Source organism: Streptococcus sp. HMSC076C09, from assembly GCF_001837905.1.
Lineage (GTDB): Bacteria > Bacillota > Bacilli > Lactobacillales > Streptococcaceae > Streptococcus > Streptococcus parasanguinis_I.
This window is the reverse complement of record NZ_KV834634.1, coordinates 14,213-35,092: the sequence shown is the minus strand read 5'-3', so window position 1 is coordinate 35,092 and position 20,880 is coordinate 14,213. Positions and strand designations below refer to the sequence as shown.

At 41.7% G+C, this 20,880-nt stretch carries 18 protein-coding genes and 1 riboswitch; of the genes, 8 read left to right on the top strand and 10 right to left on the bottom strand.

Annotation, left to right across the window (positions count from 1 at the left end):
* Nucleotides 1-258: 258 nt before the first annotated feature.
* Together HMPREF2704_RS03220 and manA are read right to left on the bottom strand one after the other, a co-directional pair.
* Nucleotides 259-999 (bottom strand): MerR family transcriptional regulator, encoded by a 741-nt coding sequence (locus HMPREF2704_RS03220; protein WP_049490815.1) that lies wholly within the window; start codon nt 997-999, stop codon nt 259-261.
* Nucleotides 1,000-1,277: 278 nt separating this feature from the next.
* Complete coding sequence (gene manA / locus HMPREF2704_RS03215; protein WP_070845653.1) at nt 1,278-2,222, bottom strand: mannose-6-phosphate isomerase, class I; 945 nt, start codon at nt 2,220-2,222, stop codon at nt 1,278-1,280.
* A gap of 115 nt (nt 2,223-2,337) precedes the next feature.
* Here manA and queG point away from each other — a divergent pair, with 115 nt between their 5' ends.
* A complete protein-coding gene (gene queG / locus HMPREF2704_RS03210; RefSeq protein ID WP_070845650.1) occupies nt 2,338-3,477 on the top strand; it encodes a tRNA epoxyqueuosine(34) reductase QueG in 1,140 nt (379 codons plus the stop codon).
* Nucleotides 3,478-3,498: 21 nt separating this feature from the next.
* On the opposite strand, the gene HMPREF2704_RS03205 is transcribed toward queG, so the two are convergent.
* From HMPREF2704_RS03205 to HMPREF2704_RS03170, 8 genes are all read right to left on the bottom strand, one after another.
* Nucleotides 3,499-4,125 (bottom strand): GNAT family N-acetyltransferase, encoded by a 627-nt coding sequence (locus tag HMPREF2704_RS03205; protein ID WP_024054808.1) that lies wholly within the window; start codon nt 4,123-4,125, stop codon nt 3,499-3,501.
* Between the two features lie 83 nt (nt 4,126-4,208).
* A complete protein-coding gene (locus HMPREF2704_RS03200; protein ID WP_024054809.1) occupies nt 4,209-4,724 on the bottom strand; it encodes a phosphatase PAP2 family protein in 516 nt (171 codons plus the stop codon).
* 266 nt (nt 4,725-4,990) lie between these two features.
* Nucleotides 4,991-6,751, bottom strand: coding sequence for an ABC transporter ATP-binding protein (locus HMPREF2704_RS03195; RefSeq protein ID WP_024054810.1), 1,761 nt, complete (start codon nt 6,749-6,751; stop codon nt 4,991-4,993).
* Nucleotides 6,744-8,546 (bottom strand): ABC transporter ATP-binding protein, encoded by a 1,803-nt coding sequence (locus HMPREF2704_RS03190; protein WP_024054811.1) that lies wholly within the window; start codon nt 8,544-8,546, stop codon nt 6,744-6,746. Before HMPREF2704_RS03190 ends, HMPREF2704_RS03195 begins: the two co-directional genes overlap by 8 nt.
* A complete protein-coding gene (locus tag HMPREF2704_RS03185) occupies nt 8,543-8,989 on the bottom strand; it encodes a MarR family winged helix-turn-helix transcriptional regulator (RefSeq protein ID WP_070845648.1) in 447 nt (148 codons plus the stop codon). The genes HMPREF2704_RS03190 and HMPREF2704_RS03185 overlap by 4 nt, the downstream gene beginning before the upstream one ends.
* A gap of 135 nt (nt 8,990-9,124) precedes the next feature.
* Nucleotides 9,125-9,535 carry a peptide deformylase gene (locus HMPREF2704_RS03180; RefSeq protein WP_024054812.1) on the bottom strand — a complete coding sequence of 137 codons (411 nt, stop codon included), beginning with the start codon at nt 9,533-9,535 and terminating at the stop codon, nt 9,125-9,127.
* Nucleotides 9,536-9,782: 247 nt separating this feature from the next.
* Nucleotides 9,783-10,682, bottom strand: a complete 900-nt coding sequence (gene scrK, locus HMPREF2704_RS03175) for a fructokinase ScrK (protein ID WP_003016958.1) — start codon at nt 10,680-10,682, stop codon at nt 9,783-9,785.
* Between the two features lie 159 nt (nt 10,683-10,841).
* Nucleotides 10,842-12,761: a sucrose-specific PTS transporter subunit IIBC gene (locus HMPREF2704_RS03170; RefSeq protein WP_003008594.1), complete on the bottom strand. Its 1,920-nt coding sequence runs from the start codon at nt 12,759-12,761 to the stop codon at nt 10,842-10,844.
* A gap of 377 nt (nt 12,762-13,138) precedes the next feature.
* Between HMPREF2704_RS03170 and HMPREF2704_RS03165 the strand changes: the two genes are divergently transcribed.
* The 7 genes from HMPREF2704_RS03165 to tenA all read left to right on the top strand — a co-directional run bounded on the left by HMPREF2704_RS03165 (nt 13,139) and on the right by tenA (nt 20,875).
* Complete coding sequence (locus HMPREF2704_RS03165; RefSeq protein WP_070466488.1) at nt 13,139-14,593, top strand: sucrose-6-phosphate hydrolase; 1,455 nt, start codon at nt 13,139-13,141, stop codon at nt 14,591-14,593.
* Nucleotides 14,574-15,539: a LacI family DNA-binding transcriptional regulator gene (locus HMPREF2704_RS03160; protein WP_049486254.1), complete on the top strand. Its 966-nt coding sequence runs from the start codon at nt 14,574-14,576 to the stop codon at nt 15,537-15,539. Before HMPREF2704_RS03165 ends, HMPREF2704_RS03160 begins: the two co-directional genes overlap by 20 nt.
* Nucleotides 15,540-16,009: 470 nt before the next feature.
* On the top strand, nt 16,010-17,146 hold the full coding sequence (lctO, locus tag HMPREF2704_RS03155) for an L-lactate oxidase (protein ID WP_049474070.1): 1,137 nt from the start codon (nt 16,010-16,012) through the stop codon (nt 17,144-17,146).
* A 190-nt stretch (nt 17,147-17,336) separates the two neighbouring features.
* Nucleotides 17,337-17,425: riboswitch (TPP riboswitch) on the top strand.
* Between the two features lie 151 nt (nt 17,426-17,576).
* Nucleotides 17,577-18,137, top strand: coding sequence for an ECF transporter S component (locus tag HMPREF2704_RS03150; protein ID WP_049486253.1), 561 nt, complete (start codon nt 17,577-17,579; stop codon nt 18,135-18,137).
* Complete coding sequence (locus HMPREF2704_RS03145; RefSeq protein WP_049474072.1) at nt 18,138-19,523, top strand: ATP-binding cassette domain-containing protein; 1,386 nt, start codon at nt 18,138-18,140, stop codon at nt 19,521-19,523.
* 1 nt (nt 19,524) lies between these two features.
* Nucleotides 19,525-20,175 (top strand): energy-coupling factor transporter transmembrane component T, encoded by a 651-nt coding sequence (locus HMPREF2704_RS03140; protein ID WP_049474073.1) that lies wholly within the window; start codon nt 19,525-19,527, stop codon nt 20,173-20,175.
* Nucleotides 20,176-20,185: 10 nt separating this feature from the next.
* Nucleotides 20,186-20,875 carry a thiaminase II gene (tenA, locus tag HMPREF2704_RS03135; protein ID WP_049506470.1) on the top strand — a complete coding sequence of 230 codons (690 nt, stop codon included), beginning with the start codon at nt 20,186-20,188 and terminating at the stop codon, nt 20,873-20,875.
* The last annotated feature ends 5 nt before the right edge of the window (nt 20,876-20,880 follow it).

The window sequence follows — 20,880 nt, the reverse complement described above, 5'->3', positions numbered from 1 at the left end:
AAAGTTTTCATTGTGTTCATCCATCCAACCTCTCTTAGAGCGGTCCGCTTCTTTTCAAATTGATCCAAGAAAAAAACGAGGCTGGGACAAAAATCCTAGCCTCTCAATTTTCTTTGGATTGTCGAGCAAGACGCAGTGGTTGAGTGGGCTCTACTACGCTGATTTCATCAGCTTTTACAGCCCTACTCAACTATGCGGAGGTGGGACGACGAAATCGAATTCTAACGAATTACCGATTTCTGTCCCACTCTCACTTTTTTATTTTGCTTGATTTTCGACATAAAAGGCAATGACATCCGAAGTGTACTGGGCTGTGCCAGCTCCAAACTTGTCGATGTTTTCCTTGAATTCTGGATTATAGACATAGCCTTTGCCGATATGGCCAAAAACCTCTATAGAGCAGTCAAATCCATACGTTCGAATCGCGTCTAAAAGTTTGGCTGCTTCTTCTTGGTTTTCCGATGCTGTTACTGGCAAACCTGCTTGGAGGTTTTTCGCCAAGGCTTGAAAGACTTGATTAAAGGCTCTTGTCGCCTCCTCTTCTCGACCTTTTTGACGTTCAAGCGCTTGATCCATGACTTCTTGACCGTACTTATCTACCGCCTCTTGCTGGTATTTTTGAGTATCTTGATAGCTAAATCCAGTAAATTTTTCCTCAATGGTCATTTTTCTTTCTCCTTTTTGTTCTTGAATGGTTTTTTGCAGGGTAGAAATCAAGGTATCCAGACGTTGTCTTTCTTGAGTCAAATAGTCCAACTGTTTGGTCAAATGGGGCAATAAGTTAGATTTTTCTTCAGCTAAGAGTTCTGCTATTTGGTCTAAGGAAAATCCTAGATACTTGTAGTAGAGAATCACCTGTAATCGTTCTAAATCTTCTTGACTGTATGTCCGATAGCCATTTTCAGATTTCACAGGGACGAGAAGTCCTATCTTGTCATAGTGGTGCAAGGTCTTGACAGAGACACCTGACAGCTCTGCAGCTTCTTTGATATGGTACATGATTTCCTCCTTATACTCAATGAAAATCAAAGAGCAAACTAGGAAGCTAGCCGCAGGTTGCTCAAAGCACTGCTTTGAGGTTGTAGATAGAACTGACGAAGTCAGTAACATATATACGGTAAGGCGATGCTGACGTGGTTTGAATTTGATTTTCGAAGAGTATTACATGGATAGTATAATCCCTCCCCTTAGGTCAGAGTCAAGGCTTAACATAAAAAAAGTTTTCAGATAAAAAGGCTTGAGTTGTTTCATAGCTTTTAACTCAAACCCCTTCTTTTTTACGGATGACTTACGATCAATTCTAAACCTTGCCCTTCCAAAGTCCAGGATTCAACATCGCTCGGCAAGATAAAGTGGCTTCCTTTTTGAATAGGATAATCCTTTCCATCTACCGTCAATTTACCTTCTCCGGCTAAGACGCTCAATAAGCTGTAATCAGCGGTCTTTTCAAAATCAGCTTTTCCAGTCAGTTCCCACTTATAAACGGTGAAGAAATAACTTGCAACCAAGGTGGTCATTCGAAGATCATCGATCACAACTGTATCTGGATGGCTATTGGCAGGCTCACCGATGTTTAACACATCAATTGATTTTTCCAAGTGAAGTTCCCGCAAGTTTCCTTGAGCATCCTTACGGTCAAAATCATAAACCCGGTAAGTGGTATCACTCGACTGTTGAGTTTCAAGAATCAAGATTCCAGAACCAATAGCGTGCATGGTCCCGCTTGGCACATAGAAGGAATCTCCAGCCTTAACAGGAACTTTTGTCAGCAAGGCATCCCAGTTCTTGTCCTCAATTTGCTGACGGAGTTCTTCTTTTGACTTGGCATTGTGTCCATAGATAATCTCAGATCCTTCATCAGCCGCAATCACGTACCAACACTCAGTTTTTCCAAGTTCTCCTTCATGCTCCATTGCATAGGTATCATCCGGGTGCACCTGTACACTGAGCCAATCGTTGGCATCCAAAATCTTTGTTAATAAAGGAAAGACAGGCTCTTTACGATTACCGAATAATTCCCGATGCTCTTGATAGAGCTGATCCAATCCCATTCCTTCGTATGGACCATTGGCTACTTTAGAAACTCCATGTGGATGGGCTGAAATCGCCCAAAATTCACCGACATGGTCGCTCGGAATTTCGTAACCAAATTCTTCTTTCAGACGAGTTCCTCCCCAAATTTTTTCCTGCATGACTGAATGTAAAAATAATGGTTGTCCCATAATATCCTCCTCGCATTTCATGTTTCTATTATACAAAAAAAAGAAAGTTTTTGAAAGCCCTTTCCATCACTTTCCTCTCTCGCCAGAAACTTCATTTTTGTGTATAATGAAAGGGATGACACTAAAAGAAAACATTATCCAACTGGCGCATTCTATTGGGATTTCAAAAATTGGATTTACAACTGCTGATGACTTCGCTTATTTGGAAAAATCGCTCCGCTTGGCCGTTGAGGAAGGACGGAATTCTGGATTCGAGCATAAGAATATTGAAGAGCGCATCCACCCCAAATTAAGTCTCTCCTCCGCAAAGACCATCATCTCAATCGCTGTCGCCTACCCCCATAAACTCAAGCAACAACCTCAAAAAACAGCCTATAAAAGAGGAAAATTTACGCCCAACAGTTGGGGATTAGACTACCATTATGTTCTTCAAGACAAGCTCAACCGCTTAGCTGCTGGGATTGAAGAAATGACGCAGGATTTTGAATACAAGGGCATGGTCGATACTGGAGCACTGGTTGATACGGCTGTCGCCCAACGAGCAGGGATTGGCTTTATCGGAAAAAATGGCTTGGTCATTTCAAAAGAATACGGTTCTTACATGTTTCTGGGGGAATTGATTACCAACCTCGAAATCGAACCAGATCAGCCAGTCGACTATGGTTGTGGAGACTGTCGACGTTGTTTAGATGCTTGCCCAACCTCCTGTTTAATCGGGGATGGCTCTATGAATGCCAAACGCTGTTTGTCCTTCCAAACCCAAGACAAGGGCATGATGGACCTAGAATTTCGCAAGAAAATTAAAACGGTCATCTATGGATGTGATATTTGTCAGATTAGTTGCCCTTATAACAAAGGGCTAGATAATCCCTTGGCAACAGAAATCGATCCTGATCTGGCTCATCCAGAGTTGATTCCCTTTATTGAACTGTCCAACGGTCAATTTAAGGAAAAATTCGGGAACGTTGCTGGAAGTTGGCGAGGCAAGAATATCCTCCAACGCAATGCTATTATCGCACTAGCCAATGCCAATGACCGCTCGGCCATCCCTAAACTCCTGAACATCATCGAAACTTCACAAAATCAGATCCATATTGCAACGGCTATCTGGTCTTTAGGGCAACTGCTCCGTGAAGTCACACCGGACCTTGTTGAGCTCTTACGGAATATCAAACATCCGACCGATGCCATCATAGAAGAACGAACTGCTTTCTTTGAAAAATTCGGCATTCAAGCAGATTCACAGCTACAATGAAAAAACACTAAGGTTGTAACCTTAGTGTTTTTTTAGTTCTTTCAAGAAATACCAACTACCCATCTCTACTTGGTTAAAGCTAATCTCACTTGAATAGACTTCCTTGTAGCCATTTTTCGTGTAAAAATAGACATTTCCTTTGGTATTGGTATAAAAGGCTAGTTTTTTTCCTTGGATCTCTTCCAAGAAAGGCTCAATTCCTTCTGTCATAAAGCGACTGCCATAGCCCTGCCGTTGGTGTTTAGGGGCGACTGCGAGAAGCATCAAATACCAATCAAAGTCTACATTTTGCTCCAATTCCTTATCCGTGTCCTCCATAAATTTAAAGTAGGCCAACATATTTTTCAAGGAAATAAACTTGAGCAAACCAAATCCCCCATTTAATAGATAGGCCCGAAAAGGAATCGGTCCCTTTTGCAACAAGGCTACCGCATAAATTTCATCGTTTTTTTCTGCCACAAGGCAAATATGGTGCTTAAGAAAAACCTTCACCAAGATGCGCATCATTGCCTCAACAAAGGCTGGGTATTGCTTGGGATCCCGAACCAAATCCTTGATAACTTTTAAAAATAGATAGTCCTCAAAGGCTGTACTGGCTACTCGAACCACCTGATCCAGATCTGCTTTTTCTGCTTTTCTGTACTTCATCTTCTCTCCTATTCTAAGTCCACTTTCCAGTATACACTATCCCTCGCTCTTAGACAAAGGTCAATTTTCAGCAATTTGTTCATTCAAACCAGCAAAAAGAGTCCTCCCCAAACGAGTCCCAGCCCCCAAGCGACGAGAACATCCTTGGGATAATGAACCCCTCCAATAACTCGGACAAGGGCTAATAGAAGAGATAGGAGCATGGAGCACATTCCTAGAGAAAGCGACAACTGACAGACACACATGGAGATAATGGTCGCCGAAAATACATGTCGGCTAGGAAAGGAATGACCAGATGAATTCTTTTCTAATAAGGGTTGAATCTCCCATTTTTCATAAGGTCTTGGAACATTGACCCAATGACGAAAGAGGCTAAACAAGACAAAACCCGAAGCAGGGATCCAGATAAAAGGCCAGATTTCTCCCATTGAAGTTTTCTTTAAAAACAGCCAACAAAAGACCAGGCCGTAGATGCCTGGCATGGCGAACGTCAGGATTCGATTCATCCTTTGAAGAACCTGCACACGACGTGGCTTTCTCGTAAAAGGCAGGGTTAGCCAACGATAAAATTTCAGATAATCTTGAAGATTGGGCTTCATGTTGGCACTCCTGTCTATCATCTCGTTTTTGTACTACTAGTATACGCGATCCTAAGAAAGCCTGTCAAGCCAGGCTTTTTTTTTTATCCTCTCTTTCTTCTTTTTAACATTAGAAGCGATCTATTTTTGACGCTTTGTCATTTTTCTGTACCTAAGAATCGTCTTTCCCATCCCTTCTTCCAGCATAAAAAATAGGATAGAAGCACATAGAATTGCCTTCTATCCTATTTTTTTACTTTACATTTCACAAGCCTTGTATCTTGATTTCATGCTACTTCTTCTGTGAATTGACTATTGTAGAGATCGGCATAGAAGCCATTTTGGCTCATGAGTTCTTGGTGGTTTCCTTGCTCGATAATATTTCCATCTTTCATCACGAGAATCAGATCCGCATTGCGGATAGTGGACAAGCGATGGGCGATGACAAAGGAGGTCCGGCCTTCCATGAGTTTGTCCATGGCTTTTTGAATCAACTCTTCTGTACGGGTATCGACAGATGAGGTTGCTTCATCCAAGATGAGGAGCGGGGCATCCTTCAAGAGGGCACGCGCAATGGTCAAGAGTTGCTTTTGACCGACGGACAAGGTGACAGAATCATCTAGCACGGTGTCATAACCATTCGGCAAGGTCCGAATAAAGTGATGGACCCCAACCGCTCGGGTTGCCGCTTCGACTGCTTCATCTGAAATATCGGTTTGATTAAAGACTAAGTTTTCCCGAATGGTCCCTTCAAAGAGCCAGGTATCTTGTAAGACCATCGAAAAAGCATCATGAACTTCTTCGCGACTCATGGCCTTAGTATCCACACCATCGATGGTAATTTTACCAGCTTGAATGTCGTAAAAACGCATCAAGAGATTGACCATGGTGGTCTTACCTGCGCCTGTTGGACCAACAATGGCTACTTTTTGCCCAGGCTTCGCTTCAGCAGTAAAGTCATGGATAATGGTCTTGTCTGGTGAATAACCAAAACGAACATGCTCAAAGGTAACATGACCTTTTGGCGATTCCAATTGGCGAATTTTTTGGGATTCGTCTTCCATTTCTTCTTCGTCTAAGAATTCAAAGACACGCCCCAAAGCAGCACTGGCCGATTGCAATTGGGTAATTCCTTGGGCCATTTGACCAATTGGTTGGGTAAAGATGCGGACATAGGTCATAAAGGCCACAATGGTCCCGATGGTAATGTCCCCATTAATGGTGAGGACAGCCCCAACGATACAGACCATGACATATCCGAAATTCCCTACAAACTGCATCAAGGGCATCATGATCCCAGAGAAGAATTGGGATTTCCACATGCTATGGTACAAATCTTGATTGATGGTATCAAAATGATTTTTGGCTTGGTGACGGCCATTGTAGGAAATGACGATATTGTGGCCACTATAGATTTCTTCAACATAACCTGAAACTTTGGCAAGGTTGTCCTGTTGTTGCTTAAAGAGAGGCTGGCTCTTGACCATAATGATGCTGGAAAGAGCAAAACCTGCAAAGACGGACACAATCGCTGTCACCGCCAAGTGCCAGTCCGTCTTAAACATCATAAGGATGGAGCCAATCAATAAGACAATAGAAGAGACCATTTGAACCAAGCTTTGGTTAAAGGATTGGGTCATCAAATCCACGTCATTGGTCACACGAGACAAGGTATCTCCTTGTTCATGGCTATCAAAATATTGGAGGGGCACGCGATTGATCTTCTCAGCAATGGCATTGCGCAAGCGTTCTGCAAAGCGCTGAATCATGGTTGAGATAATGAAACTACTGCTGTAGGACACCAGTGCTCCAACTCCATAAAGGATGGCTAAGGTCAGGGCAATCGAAGTGATCTTATCAATATCAATGGCGCCTCCCATCCCTTTTGTAATGGTATCTGTAATTTCTTTTAACTTATCCGGTCCAATAACCGTGATTACACTCGATACGATCGAAAAGAGGATAGCAATTAGGAAAAATAGGTGGAAGCCCTTCAAATAGGGAGAAAGTTGGCTCCAAAGGGATGTTTTTTGTTTTGTCTTATGCATGTTCCAACTCCTCCTTAGACAATTGTGAATAGGCAATTTCTTGATAGACTTCATTGGTCGCAAGCAATTCCTTGTGGGTGCCTTGACCGACGACCTTCCCTTGATCCAAGACCAAAATCAAATCCGCATCCATAATGGTCGAAATCCGTTGGGCAACGATCAATTTGGTCGTATCTGCCAGCTCTTCTTTCAGAGCTTGTCGCAGGATCCGATCCGTTTTGTAATCAAGGGCTGAGAAGGAATCATCAAAGATGAGGATCTCAGGCTTACGTGCAAGGGCACGCGCAATGGCCAAACGTTGACGTTGTCCTCCAGAGAAGTTGCTTCCTCCTTGCGCTACTTCTGTATCCAAGCCCTTCTCTTTTGTGGCAACAAACTCTTTGGCTTGGGCCAATTCAAGGGCTTTCCAGATGGCTTCATCCTCTAATTTTCCTTGACTACTTTCTCCAAATTCCATATTGGAGCGAATCGTGCCGCTAAAGAGCACTGCTTTTTGGGGAATGTAGCCGACTTTATTGTTCAATTCTTGGTGGCTATAGTCCTTGACATTCACCCCATCCACTAAGATCTTTCCTTCTGTCGCATCGTAAAAACGTGGAATTAAATTGACCAAAGTGGATTTACCAGAACCAGTTGATCCAATGAAGGCAACGGTTTGTCCTTTCTGAGCTGAGAAGGTCACGTGCTCAATCACAGCACGGGAAGTCCGTCCATAGCGGAAGGAAACATCTTGGAATTCTACACTTCCTTTTTCTCCAGACTCAGTCTTGGACTCAGATGGAAAATCAACAGACGGCTCTAGAGCCAAGACCTGATTAATCCGTTTTGCGGATACTAAGGCACGAGGCAGAATAATCAAGATGGCCACCATCATCATAAAGCCAATGACAACCTGCATGGCGTAAGAGGAGAAGGTGATCATATCGGAGAAGACCTTGGTCCGATCCGCTAATGCAGGACTGGTGAAGATCTTTGTAGGATCTTTTGGCATGGCGATATCATTGATCAAGTGCGCCCCAATCCAGTAGATAGCAAGGGTCAAACCACTTGATACCACTGTCATGACAGGGTTCATCAAAGACATCAAACGATAAACAAAGAGATTTAGACGGGTTAAGCCCTTGTTTTCAGCCTGGAATTTCTCATTTTGATAAGCTTCTGCATTGTAGGCGCGAACCACTCGCACCCCAGTCAAACTCTCCCGTGTCGTCGCATTCAAAGCATCGGTCAAACCTTGAACCTTTTGCTGGCGCGGAAAGGCAATAAGAACCAGAACAGAGAGAAGAATCAAGACCATCAAGACCGCAATCCCAACAGACGTTGTCCAGGCACTGCTCTTCCCCCAAATCTTGGTCAGAGCCCAAATCGCCATAATGGGACCACGCGTCACAACTTGCATCCCCATGACAATCATAATTTGTAACTGGGTCAAATCATTGGTTGTACGAGTCAAGAGAGAGGGAACGGAGAATTTCTTGATCTCGGCATCAGAGTAATCCATCACTTGATGGAAAATCTCTCCTCGAAGTCGCGTCGTAAAGCTGGCAGCGACTCTTGAAGCCAAAAAGCCCACAAAAACTGCCATCAAAAAGCTTCCAAAAGAGAAGAGCAACATCTTGCTTCCCGGATCCATAATATCAGAAACCTTGGTCCCATCCTTGGCTAAGAGGGTCGTGATATCGGATAAGTATTCAGGAGTCTTTAAATCCATCCAAACAGCCAGACAGATAAAGACCGTACTAAGGGCAATCATGCCCCATTCTTTGGCAGTTAACCGCCGAAATATATTGATCATTCCTCGCTCCTTTTTTTCATATTCTCATAAAATTGATGCATGACCCTGAAAAAGATGACCAATTCTTCTTCTGATACACCAGCCATCATATCCTGGTCCACTTCTTCAAAGAATTGTTTCATGTCATTCAATTTATCTTTTACACTGTCTGTTAGGTAGACATACTTGGCCCGTTTATCGGTTGGACTAGGCTCTAGATAAATAAAGCCATTTTTCTCCATGCGCTTGATCAGGTTACTCGTCACGGATTTTGAGATATGAAGTTCCTGCTCAACATCCCGAATCAAGGTCACTTTCCCCTCCTTTTCACGATGAGATAAAAAGCCCAATACCTGACCTTGGGGTCCTGCGCTAAATTCAAGCCCTCTCTTCTTGGCCTCTCTTTCTACCATGAGGTGAATGAGATGACCGATTTTTTTAAATTCTAGTAAAGGTTTGTCCATCATTTCCTCCAAATAGTTCTCTTAAGAACTTTAAAGTTACTATGAGAACTATTTTAACACAAAAAAGATCCCTGTCAAGAAAAAAGTTTCCATAAGAACTAAAAAAAGGAGCCGAATCGACTCCATCCTTCATCTTTAGATAATAATGCCTTCTAGATGATCCATTTCATGCTGACAGATCTGGGCCGGAAAGCCTGACAAATGAATTGTTTTTGCTTTCCAATTCATATCTCGATAGGCCACTGAAATCTCCTCATAACGAGTGGTCGGCCGACTCCCCACCAAGGACAAGCATCCTTCCTCTGTTTGGTAAGGCTTTTTCTTTTCAAGGAGAACCGGATTAAACAGGACCAAATTTTCACTTCCCATTCGGATGATAATCGCTCGCTTTTTCACCCCGATCATATTGGCTGCTAAACCGACACACTCAAGGAGATGAGCATTTAAGGTGTCCTGCAAATCCAAAGCCAAGGTGCGATCCTCAGGTGTCGCTTCTTCTGACTTTTGACCCAAGAATAAGACATCTTTTACAATATTCTTTTTCATTCCTTCCTCACTTCTTGATAGATAGACGAAAGAAGAGAGTGGGACAGAAATCGGTAATTCGTTAGAATTCGATTTCGTCGTCCCACCTCCGCACAGTTGAGTAGGGCTGTAAAAGCTGATGAAATCAGCGTAGTAGAGCCCACTCAACCACTGCGTCTTGCTCGACAATCCAAAAATAATTGAGAGGCTAGGACTTTTGTCCCAGCCTCCTCGCTCTTGTTTCTAACCTCTAAGAGACAATTGCTGCTTATTTTTTAAGCTTTTCGCTCACTTCTTTTGCAAGGACAAAGTTCCCCAAGGTCGCTGAACCATTGCCGGCAACTGCAGGTGTCACAATATAATCTCTCACATCAGGTACAGGGAGGTAACCGTTCAAGAGGGCAGTAAATTTCGTGCGAACACGATCTAACATATGTTGTTGAGCCATGACTCCTCCTCCAAAGACAATGACGTCTGGGCGGAAGGTAACTGTCGCATTCACTGCTGCTTGTGCGATGTAGTAGGCTTGAATATCCCATACATTGCTGTTGAGTTCAATGTTTTCCCCACGAATACCCGTACGAGCTTCGAGACTAGGACCAGCCGCAAAACCTTCCAAACAGCCATTGTGGAAAGGACAAACACCCTTGAATTCTTTTTCCACATCCATTGGGTGTTGGGCCACATAGTAGTGTCCCATTTCTGGGTGCCCAGCTCCCCCGATAAACTCACCACGTTGGATGACACCAGCTCCGATTCCTGTTCCGATTGTATAGTAAACCAAGTTTTCGATATGACCACCCGCATTGTTGCGTGCGACCACTTCTCCATAGGCAGAACTATTCACATCTGTTGTGAAATAGATAGGTACATTCAAGGCACGACGGAAGGCCCCAACGATATCTACATTGGCCCAATTTGGTTTTGGAGTCGTTGTGATGAAACCATAAGTGTTTGAATTTGGATCGATATCAATTGGTCCAAATGAACCAATCGCAAGCCCAACTAGATCCTCAAATTTTGAGAAAAATTCAATACACTTATCAATCGTCTCAATTGGCTTGGTTGTTGGAAATTGTACTTTTTCCACAACATTATAGTTTTCATCACCAACCGCACAAACAAATTTTGTACCGCCAGCTTCCAAACTTCCATATAATTTTGTCATGTTGGCTCCTTTTTTATTATGAAAAATATCCTGTATTTATTATAGCATATTTTGTAGTCAATCTTTTTCTCTTCTCTAAAGAAAAAACACACTTTTTTTGAGAAATAAAATTCAAGGACTGGAGATGATAGACCAGTCCTTGAAAACTTATTGTTTCGATTAAGCTTTGACTTCGATGATCGCATCACCCTTCGCAACAGATCCAGTTGCAACAGGTGTGACAGAAGCATAGTCAGCTGTGTTAGTGACGATCACCATAGTTGTGTCTTCAAGACCAGCTGCGGCAATTTTCGCTGCATCAAATGTACCAAGGACATCACCAGCTTTCACTTTATCACCTTGAGCTACTTTTTGATCAAATCCTTCACCGTTCATTGATACGGTATCAATCCCAACGTGGATCAAGATTTCAGCACCATTAGCGGTCTTCAAACCGTAAGCGTGACCAGTTGCAAAAGCAATGGTTACTTCAGCATCAGCTGGTGCATAGACAACGCCTTCAGTTGGTTTGATGGCAATTCCTTGTCCCATCGCTCCACTTGAGAAGACAGGATCATTCACATCAGACAAAGCAACAGCTTGACCAACGATCGGAGAGATAATGGTTTCGTCTTGAAGAGATGCTGGAAGAGCTCCAGTTGTTTCTTCTTCAATAATAGCTTCTGCTTCTTTGTCCTCTGCAGGAACTGATGAAGCTTCATCTTCATAACCAAACATATAAGTCAAACCGAAACTTAGGGCAGTTGTAAATACAACCATAAATACATATTTCAATAATTGACCGTTTAGATAGAGAAGCGTTCCTGGAATAATTGTAATACCAAATCCTGTACCAGCAAGATTTAACATAGATGCAATCCAACCACCTACTGCACCTGCTCCCAAAGCAATAACGAATGGTTTCACATAACGCAAGTTTACACCAAAGATTGCAGGCTCAGTAATACCTAACAAGGCAGAGATAGTTGCAGGAAATGCTAGAGCTTTCACTTTTTGAGATTTAGATTTCACTGCCACTGCTAAAGTAGCTCCAGCTTGTGCAGTCATAGCCGCTGTAATAATTGCATTAAATGGATCTTTTTTATCTGCAGTAATTAATTGTGATTCAAGAAGATTAAAGATATGATGGACGCCGGTAACGACAATCAACTGATGAACGCCACCAATAAGAAGACCTGCAAGACCAAATGGTAAATTCAAAATAAACTTAGTTACATTTAGTACATATTCTTCGATACTGTGGAAGAATGGACCAATAATAAACAAAGCGAGGAATGACATGATTGTCAATGTGAATAATGGAACCAATAACAAATCTAAGACATCTGGAATTTTCTTATGGAGCCACTTTTCAAGTTTCGCACCAATTAGACCAACGAAGAAAGCGGGAAGAACTGAGTTCTGGAATCCAACCACATGATGGAAGATACCAAAGTATGTTGCTGCTTTAGAAGGATCTTCCGCTACAACCCACGCATTTGGAAGTGTCGGACTAACCATCATCAAACCAATTACAATCCCAAGAACAGGATTTCCTCCGAATACTCGGAATGCAGACCATGAAATCAAGGCTGGGAAGAAGGCAAACGCGGTATCAGTTAAAATTGTTGAATAGGTATAAAAATCAGTAGATTTAAATGCATCTGCTGTTGTGCCAAACAAAGCCAAAACCTGGTCTTGAGCAATGGCACCACGAATCCCCATAAACAATCCAGTCGCAACAATTGCTGGTAGAATTGGAACAAAAACGTCTCCAAAGGTACGGATCGCGCGTTGGAACCAGTTTCCTTGTTTAGCGGCTTCTGCTTTCATTTCATCTTTTGATGATGTTGGTAAGCCAAGAGCTACTACTTCATCATAGATCTTGTTTACAGTACCAGTACCAAAGATGATTTGGTATTGACCTGAGTTAAAGAAAGCACCTTGTACTTTTTCAATGTTCTCAACAACATCTTTGTTGATTTTTGATTCATCTTTTACCATCACGCGAAGACGAGTCGCACAGTGAGCAACACTGCTAACGTTCTCAACCCCACCGATTGCATCGATGACCTGCTTTGCAATTTCTGTATTTGACATTTTGCAAAAATCTCCTTATTTTTTGTAATGTAAACGGTTAAATCGTTTCTACGTTTTTAATTGTACCACGTATTGAAAATATGTCAAGCGTTTTGCAGGATTTTTTTGAAACTTTTTTGGACTTTTTGACACCTTTTGACAGTATGAAACTATTTTCATTTTAAAACAGGCCTGTACTACGCTTTTTAGCACTTTAAATCAGACTTTTATTTTCATTTTCTTTCATATTTTCATAAATTTTCAACTTCTCCTCTTTTCTTCAGGCTGCAAAATAGCTGTCAATCGTTTGACATTTTTTGCCATTTTTTTCATTTATCGCTTGCATTTTTAATAGGAAATCGGTACTATGGAAGTAAGAAAAAATTCGGAGGAATAAAATGGAATGGACAACTGAACGTCGTTACAGACGTTACGAAGACTGGACAAAAGAGGAAAAGCAAGCCATCCAAGATCATATGGCCAAATCTCCTTGGCATACACACTATCATGTTGAGCCAAAAGCTGGTCTCTTAAATGATCCTAACGGTTTTTCCTACTTTGATGGAAAATGGATCTTGTTTTACCAAAATTTCCCATTTGGTGCAGCCCATGGGTTAAAATCATGGGTACAAACAGAAAGTGAAGACTTGGTTCATTTCAAAGAAACTGGTGTAACGCTTCTTCCAGACACAGATCTGGATAGCCATGGAGCTTATTCCGGATCAGCCATGCAGTTTGGTGACAAACTATTCTTATTCTACACCGGAAATGTTCGTGATGCAGAATGGGTTCGTCATCCTTACCAAGTCGGTGCTTTGATGGATAAAGACGGCAAGATTGAAAAAATTGACAAAATCTTGATTGATCAACCTGCTGACTCTACGGATCACTTTCGTGACCCACAGATTTTTAATTTCAAAGGTCAATTCTACGCTATCGTTGGTGGTCAAGACCTTGAGAAGAAAGGATTCATCCGTCTCTATAAGGCTGTAGATAATGACTATTCCAACTGGGTTACAGTCGGTGACTTGGATTTTGCAAACGATCGGACAGCTTATATGATGGAATGTCCCAACCTAGTCTTTGTAGGAGACCAACCCGTTCTCCTATACTGCCCTCAAGGCTTAGATAAAGCCGTTCTCGATTATGACAATATCTATCCAAATATGTACAAGATTGGGGCAAGCTTTGACCCAGAAAAGGCCAAAATGGTTGATGTATCTGAATTGCATAATCTCGACTATGGTTTTGAAGCCTATGCGACTCAAGGATTTAATGCTCCCGATGGACGTGCCTATACTGTTAGCTGGCTAGGTCTTCCAGACGTTTCTTATCCAACGGATTCCTATGACTACCAAGGAGCTCTCTCACTGGTCAAAGAATTAACCATCAAAGATGGCAAACTCTACCAATACCCAGTTGAAGCGATCAAGGACTTGCGCGCTGAGAGTGAGGCATTTGCCAACAAGGCTCAAACCAAGAACTGCTATGAATTGGAATTGCAGTTTGAAAAGGATAGCCAGAACGAAATCGTCCTCTTTGCCGATGCAGAAGGGAAGGGCTTAGCTCTCACATTTGATCTGGCTAAAGGATTGGTCACAGTCGATCGTAGCCAGGCTGGTGAGCAATATGCCCAAGACTTCGGTACGAGCCGTAGCTGCACAATCGCTAACCAAGCGACAACCGCTAATATTTTCATTGACAATTCGATATTTGAAATCTTTATCAATAAAGGAGAAAAAGTATTTTCTGGTCGGGTCTACCCACATGCAGATCAAAATGGAATCTTGATCAAGTCTGGAACCCCTACTGGAACTTACTACGAACTTGATTATGGTCGCAAAGCTAACTGATGTCGCCAAACTCGCCGGTGTCAGCCCTACTACTGTCTCACGGGTCATCAATAAAAAAGGATACCTATCTGAAAAAACGATCCAAAAAGTCCAAGAAGCCATGCGAGAATTGGGATATAAACCTAACAATGTTGCTCGTAGCCTCCAAGGAAAATCAGCCAAGTTAGTCGGCTTGATCTTTCCCAACATCAGCAATGTTTTCTATGCTGAGTTAATCGACAAACTAGAGCACCAACTCTTCAAACACGGCTATAAAACCATTATCTGCAATAGTGAACACGACTCCGAGAAAGAGCGCGAATATATTGAGATGTTGGAGGCTAACCAGGTAGATGGCATCATTTCAGGAAGTCATAATTTGGGCATTGAAGATTACAACCGGGTAACTGCTCCTATCATTGCTTTTGACCGCAACCTCTCCCCAGAAATTCCGGTTGTCTCTTCAGACAACTACGCTGGAGGGATCCTCGCAGCTGAAACCCTCGTCAAGACTGGGGCTCAAAACATCATCATGATCACAGGAAATGACAATTCCAACTCCCCAACAGGTCTTCGCCATGCAGGTTTTGCTTCAGTCTTGCCAAACGCTTCTATCATTAATGTCTCCAGTGATTTTTCACCCATTCGCAAGGAAATGGAAATCAAACAGATCTTAATCCACCAAAAACCAGATGCCATTTTTGCTTCGGATGATTTGACAGCTATCTTAATTATGAAAGTCGCTAAAGAGCTGGAAATTCCAGTTCCTCAACAGCTTAAAGTGATTGGTTATGATGGCACCCAGTTCGTCCAAACCTTTATTCCAGAGCTCACAACCATCCAACAACCGATCAAAGAGATCGCAGTCTTGACAGTAGACCTCTTGCTTCAAAAAATCGACGGTCAAACCGTTGCAACGACAGGCTATTTCTTGCCGGTTAGTCTTCATTCCGGCAACAGCGTCTAATTCCTTGCTATATAGTTCCTTCTCTCAATTTTCAAAGGCTGGACACGCGTTTGCCCAGTCTTTCATTTTTCATCGTAAATTTTCAAATTAAGATTGATAGAATTTTTAGGAAAATGAGGCTGGGACAAAAGTCCTAGCCTCTTCTTGTTTTTGGAGTGTCGAGCAAGACGCAGTGGTTGAGTGGGCTCTACTACGCTGATTTCATCATCTTTTACAGCCCTACTCAACTGTGCGGAGGTGGGACGACGAAATCGAATTCTAACGAATGACCGGTTTCTGTCCCACTCTCTATTTTGTGTAATGGATCAGTGTTAACCTGCACTTTCTTTTGGAACATAAGTCATTCTTTTATTTCATCATCTCTCTTTAAATTGAAAATGACAGACAAATTTTTTGAAAATCGTTTGCAAATAAGTTAAGATAGGTGGGTAAGAAAAGAGTAACCGCTTACTTATGAAGGAGGACATTTTATGTCATATAAAACAAGCAATGCAGAAGGACCTGTAGATTTTATTAACACTTATGATTTGGAGCCTATGGCTCAACAAGTCATTCCAAAAGCTGCTTTTGGCTATATCGCTAGCGGAGCAGAAGATACCTTTACATTGCGTGAAAACATCCGAGCTTTTAACCATAAGCTGATTGTCCCTCATACGCTTTGTGATGTGGAAAATCCAAGTACTGAGATTGAATTTGCTGGTGAAAAGCTATCTTCACCCATCATTATGGCTCCAGTTGCAGCTCATAAATTAGCCAATGAACAAGGGGAAGTGGCTACTGCGCGCGGGGTACATGAGTTTGGTTCCCTCTATACTACAAGCTCCTACTCTACAGTTGATCTTCCAGAAATTACGCAAGCCCTTCAAGGGACTCCTCATTGGTTCCAGTTCTACTTTAGTAAAGATGATGGGATTAACCGCCACATTATGGATCGCGTGAAGGCAGAAGGTTATAAAGCGATCGTCTTAACGGCAGATGCAACTGTTGGGGGGAATCGTGAGGTTGATAAACGTAATGGTTTTGTCTTCCCAGTTGGAATGCCAATCGTAGAAGAATACCTACCTGAAGGTGCTGGTAAGTCAATGGACTTTGTCTACAAATCAGCTAAACAACGCCTCTCTCCACGAGATGTAGAATTCATCGCTGAATACTCAGGCCTACCCGTTTACGTTAAAGGTCCTCAATGCCGTGAAGATGTTGAACGTTCTCTTGCTGCAGGTGCATCTGGTATCTGGGTAACCAACCACGGTGGACGTCAAATCGATGGTGGCCCAGCTGCCTTTGACTCACTTCAAGAAGTTGCTGAAGCAGTTGACAAACGTGTACCGATTGTCTTTGACTCTGGTATTCGGCGTGGGCAACATGTCTTTAAGGCTTTGGCTTCAGGAGCTGACTTGGTAGCTATTGGTCGCCCCGTTATTTATGGCTTAGCTCTGGGCGGTGGTGTAGGTGTACGCCAAGTCTTTGAACACTTGAATGCAGAATTGAAGACCGTGATGCAACTATCTGGAACTCAGACGATTGAAGATGTGAAACACTTCAAACTTCGTCACAATCCATATAATCCAACTTTCCCAGTAGATCCTCGTGATCTGAAATTGTATTAATAAGAAAAGAGGGAGTGGGACAGAACGAATGTTTACTAAAAATCGTTCCTTGTCCCACTCCCTATTTGTTTTAGAGAGTACAAACAGGATGTACACGGAAAATGGTATCATAAACTTTGTAAATACATTTTTTAACAAATATCTTGCTAGAGATTTCATTTTCTGTTATACTGATGAGTAAATAATATTATAAAGACATTTGGGGTGCTTTAGGCTGAGATGATACCCATTGAACCTGCTACAGTTAATACTGGCGAAGGGAAATGTGAAAAGGTTTTTTTCGTGTGTCGAAAAGAACTGTCTAATCTTATAAGCAAAACTCTAATTCTTGATTGTAATTGGAGTTTTTTAATTTTTACCAGATAGACTAGATGTAGAGTATTGTGGTACGTCTTTCTTAAATGCCCGACTGTCTTAAAAAGGAGTTTTTATGTTTAAAAAATGGCGTTTAAAAGATGTTATCTTACTTGCTTTCTTGTCTATCTTTTTTGGTGGCGTTTTTGTAGGTTCAGGATATCTATATAATATTTTGACTATTGGCTTAACACCTCTAGGTTTACAGGCTTTTGCCAACGAAATATTATTTGGTCTTTGGTGTATGGCTGCACCTATTACGGCTATTTTCATCCCAAGAATCGGTAGTGCAACTATTGGAGAAGTTTTAGCTGCCCTTGCTGAAGTCCTTTACGGTAGTCAATTCGGTTTAGGAGCTCTATTATCCGGTTTGGTTCAAGGGTTAGGAAGTGAATTCGGCTTTCTTATCACCAAGAATCGTTATGAAAGTTGGCTTTCACTGACAGCTAATAGTATTGGAATTACACTCTTTAGCTTTGTCTATGAATACATTAAATTAGGTTACTATGCCTTTTCTCTTCCTTTCGTACTATCCTTGCTTTTGGTACGTTTTGCATCAGTATTTTTCTTCTGTGCGATTCTAGTTCGTACTACGGTCAAACTTTACCATCAGTTTTCTGCTGGGAGTGAAGTATAGATGGGGGTGGAATTAAAGGGGGTTGTCTATCCCTCTTTCACAAAGCCGATTGACTTTACATTTCAATCCCAAGCCTTTACTTTATTGGTTGGAAAAAGCGGTTCGGGTAAATCAACCCTTTTTCAAATTATTGCCCAACTCAGTCCAGTGCCATATAGTGGTCAGATCCTTATCGATGGAATTGACATGAGACAACTTTCTGTAGCTGAACGTGTCCAATTGGTCGGTATCCTATTTCAAAACCCCAACCATCAATTTACCATGGAGACCTTGTTTGAGGAATTGGTCTTTTCCTTAGAAAATATTGCTTATCCAATTCAGGAAATTGAATCTAAAATAGCGGAAGTTGTGGAGAAATGTAGAAGCCAAAAAATTCTCCACCGTCCGATTCACCAATTGTCAGGTGGAGAAAAACAAAAAGCGGCCCTAGCAGTACTCTTTGCCATGAATCCTAGTGTCTATCTTTTAGACGAACCCTTTGCATCAATTGATCGTAAAAGTCGGCTTGAGATACTAGGGATTTTGAAGGAACTGGTTGAAGCAGGTAAGACGATTATCCTCTGTGATCATGATTTGTCTGACTACGAAGCCTATATCGACCATATGGTTGAACTAAGAAATGACGAAGTCAAAAAAATATTCAAAATCCCTTCCTCTGAAACTAGAGAAGTTTTTTCAAAGGAAGTCGGCAATTGTCAGGATCTTTTCCATCTGAAACAAATGACCTGTATCCTAAATGATTCTCCTCTCTTTTCCATTCCTGATTTTACATTTTATGAAGGGGTTTCCTGTATCCTAGGGGATAATGGTGTTGGGAAATCAACCCTCTTTCGTTCCATTCTCCAATTTCAGAAGTATAAAGGGAAGATTCATTGGAAGAATAGGCTATTAAAAAAGAAAAAAAGTCTATATGATGAGATAACATATGTGGTACAAGAGGCGGATAAGCAGTTTATCAGAGCCAGTCTCAAGAAAGAACTTCAGTTAGATGACCTAGATAATGAGAACGATAAAAGAGTCAAGGAAGTCCTGCAATTGTTTGATTTGGAGAATTCCTTAGATAAGAGTCCCTATCAGTTAAGTGGAGGACAACAAAAGATGGTTCAATTATTAACGATCATGACAAGTCAAGCCACTGTTGTCTTATTAGATGAACCGTTTGCAGGTTTAGATGATAGGGCTTGCGATTATGTTTGTAGGTGGATAAGGGAGGAGTGTCAAAAAGGACGTAGCTTTTTAATTATTTCCCATCGTTTAGATCCGCTTGTGTCACTAGTTGATTACTGGATTGAAATGACATCTACAGGGTTAAAATATCTTAAAGAAGTTTCTATCACAAGGCCACTAAGATCTCGTGGTATAGGAAATAAAACGGAGGTGAGATAGAATGGTTAAAGTCCCCACTCAAACTCCGGTAACAATCCTCTTTTTACTACTTTTATCCTTGGAAACCTCCTTTGTTCCATCGGTTCCTCTCAATCTATCGGTTGCCTTCTTTTGCATCGTCTATATGTGCTTTTATCGCAAGTTTCATATGATGATTTGGATGGTTTTCTTGGCTATCCTACCAGGCTTTGCCAATTACTGGGCAGTTCATTTACATGGAGATGTTTCCCAAGCAGTTTTACTTGGAACCAGGGGTTTTGTGACAGTTTGTATAGGGATTGTATTTATCTCAAGCATCTCACTAAAAGAGTTACTCTTGTATTTGGCACAAATGGGATTGTCACGGTCTTGGGCCTATGCCTTGTTAGTGGTTTTCAATGCTTTTCCGCTGATTCAGAAAGAAATTAAATCCATAAAGGAGGCCTGTTTGTTACGAGGGCAAAAATTGCATTTTTGGTCCCCTTTGATTTATAGCAAGGTCTTGATTAGCGTCTTTAGATGGCGACATCTATACTTAAGAGCCTTATCAGCACATGGCTATGATGAAGATGCCATGATAGAAAAGTCCTATCGGAACTTTTATATTCCCAGACAGACAAAAATCATCTACCTACTTATCTATTTAACCCTTCAAATCAGTCTGTTTTTATAAAGGAGTTATTATGGAATTTACAGATATTGCTATGGAATTATCCAGGGAGGCCTGGCAGGCTTCCTTTCAGCACCCTTTTATTTTACAGTTACAAAAGGGAAATTTAGATCCTTCCATTTTTCGCTATTACTTGATTCAGGATGCCTACTACTTAAATGCCTTTTCAAAAGCCTATGATCACTTAGCTGAAAAAACTTCAAAACAAGAAATGAAGAGACTTTTGAAACAAAATGCTCAGAGCTTAGTCGAAGGTGAGTTATTTATCCGTCAACAGTTTTTCAAGGAGCTGGGGATTGATGACAAGGAAATGGCAGAGCAGCCGATTGCTCCAACCTGCTACCATTATATTTCGCATATTTATCGTCAATTTGAAGAAGAGAACGTAGCCATTGCTTTTGCGAGCTTGCTCCCGTGTCCATGGTTGTACCATGACCTAGGTAAGGCACTTAATCTTCGTCCTTCACCAGAAGTCCTTTATCAGAAGTGGATTGAAACTTACATTACAGATGAACTCGAACAGCAAATAAAAGAAGAGACGGAACTAGTCAATCAACTCTACAGTGAAAGTGACGAGCTAGACAAGAAAAAAATGCTCGAAGCCTTCCGAATTAGCGTTTATATGGAAGCACAGTTTTGGGAAATGGCCTACCAGCATCAAACATGGAAGAGCACTTTACAGGCTTTAGAAAAAGGAGATTAATGAAA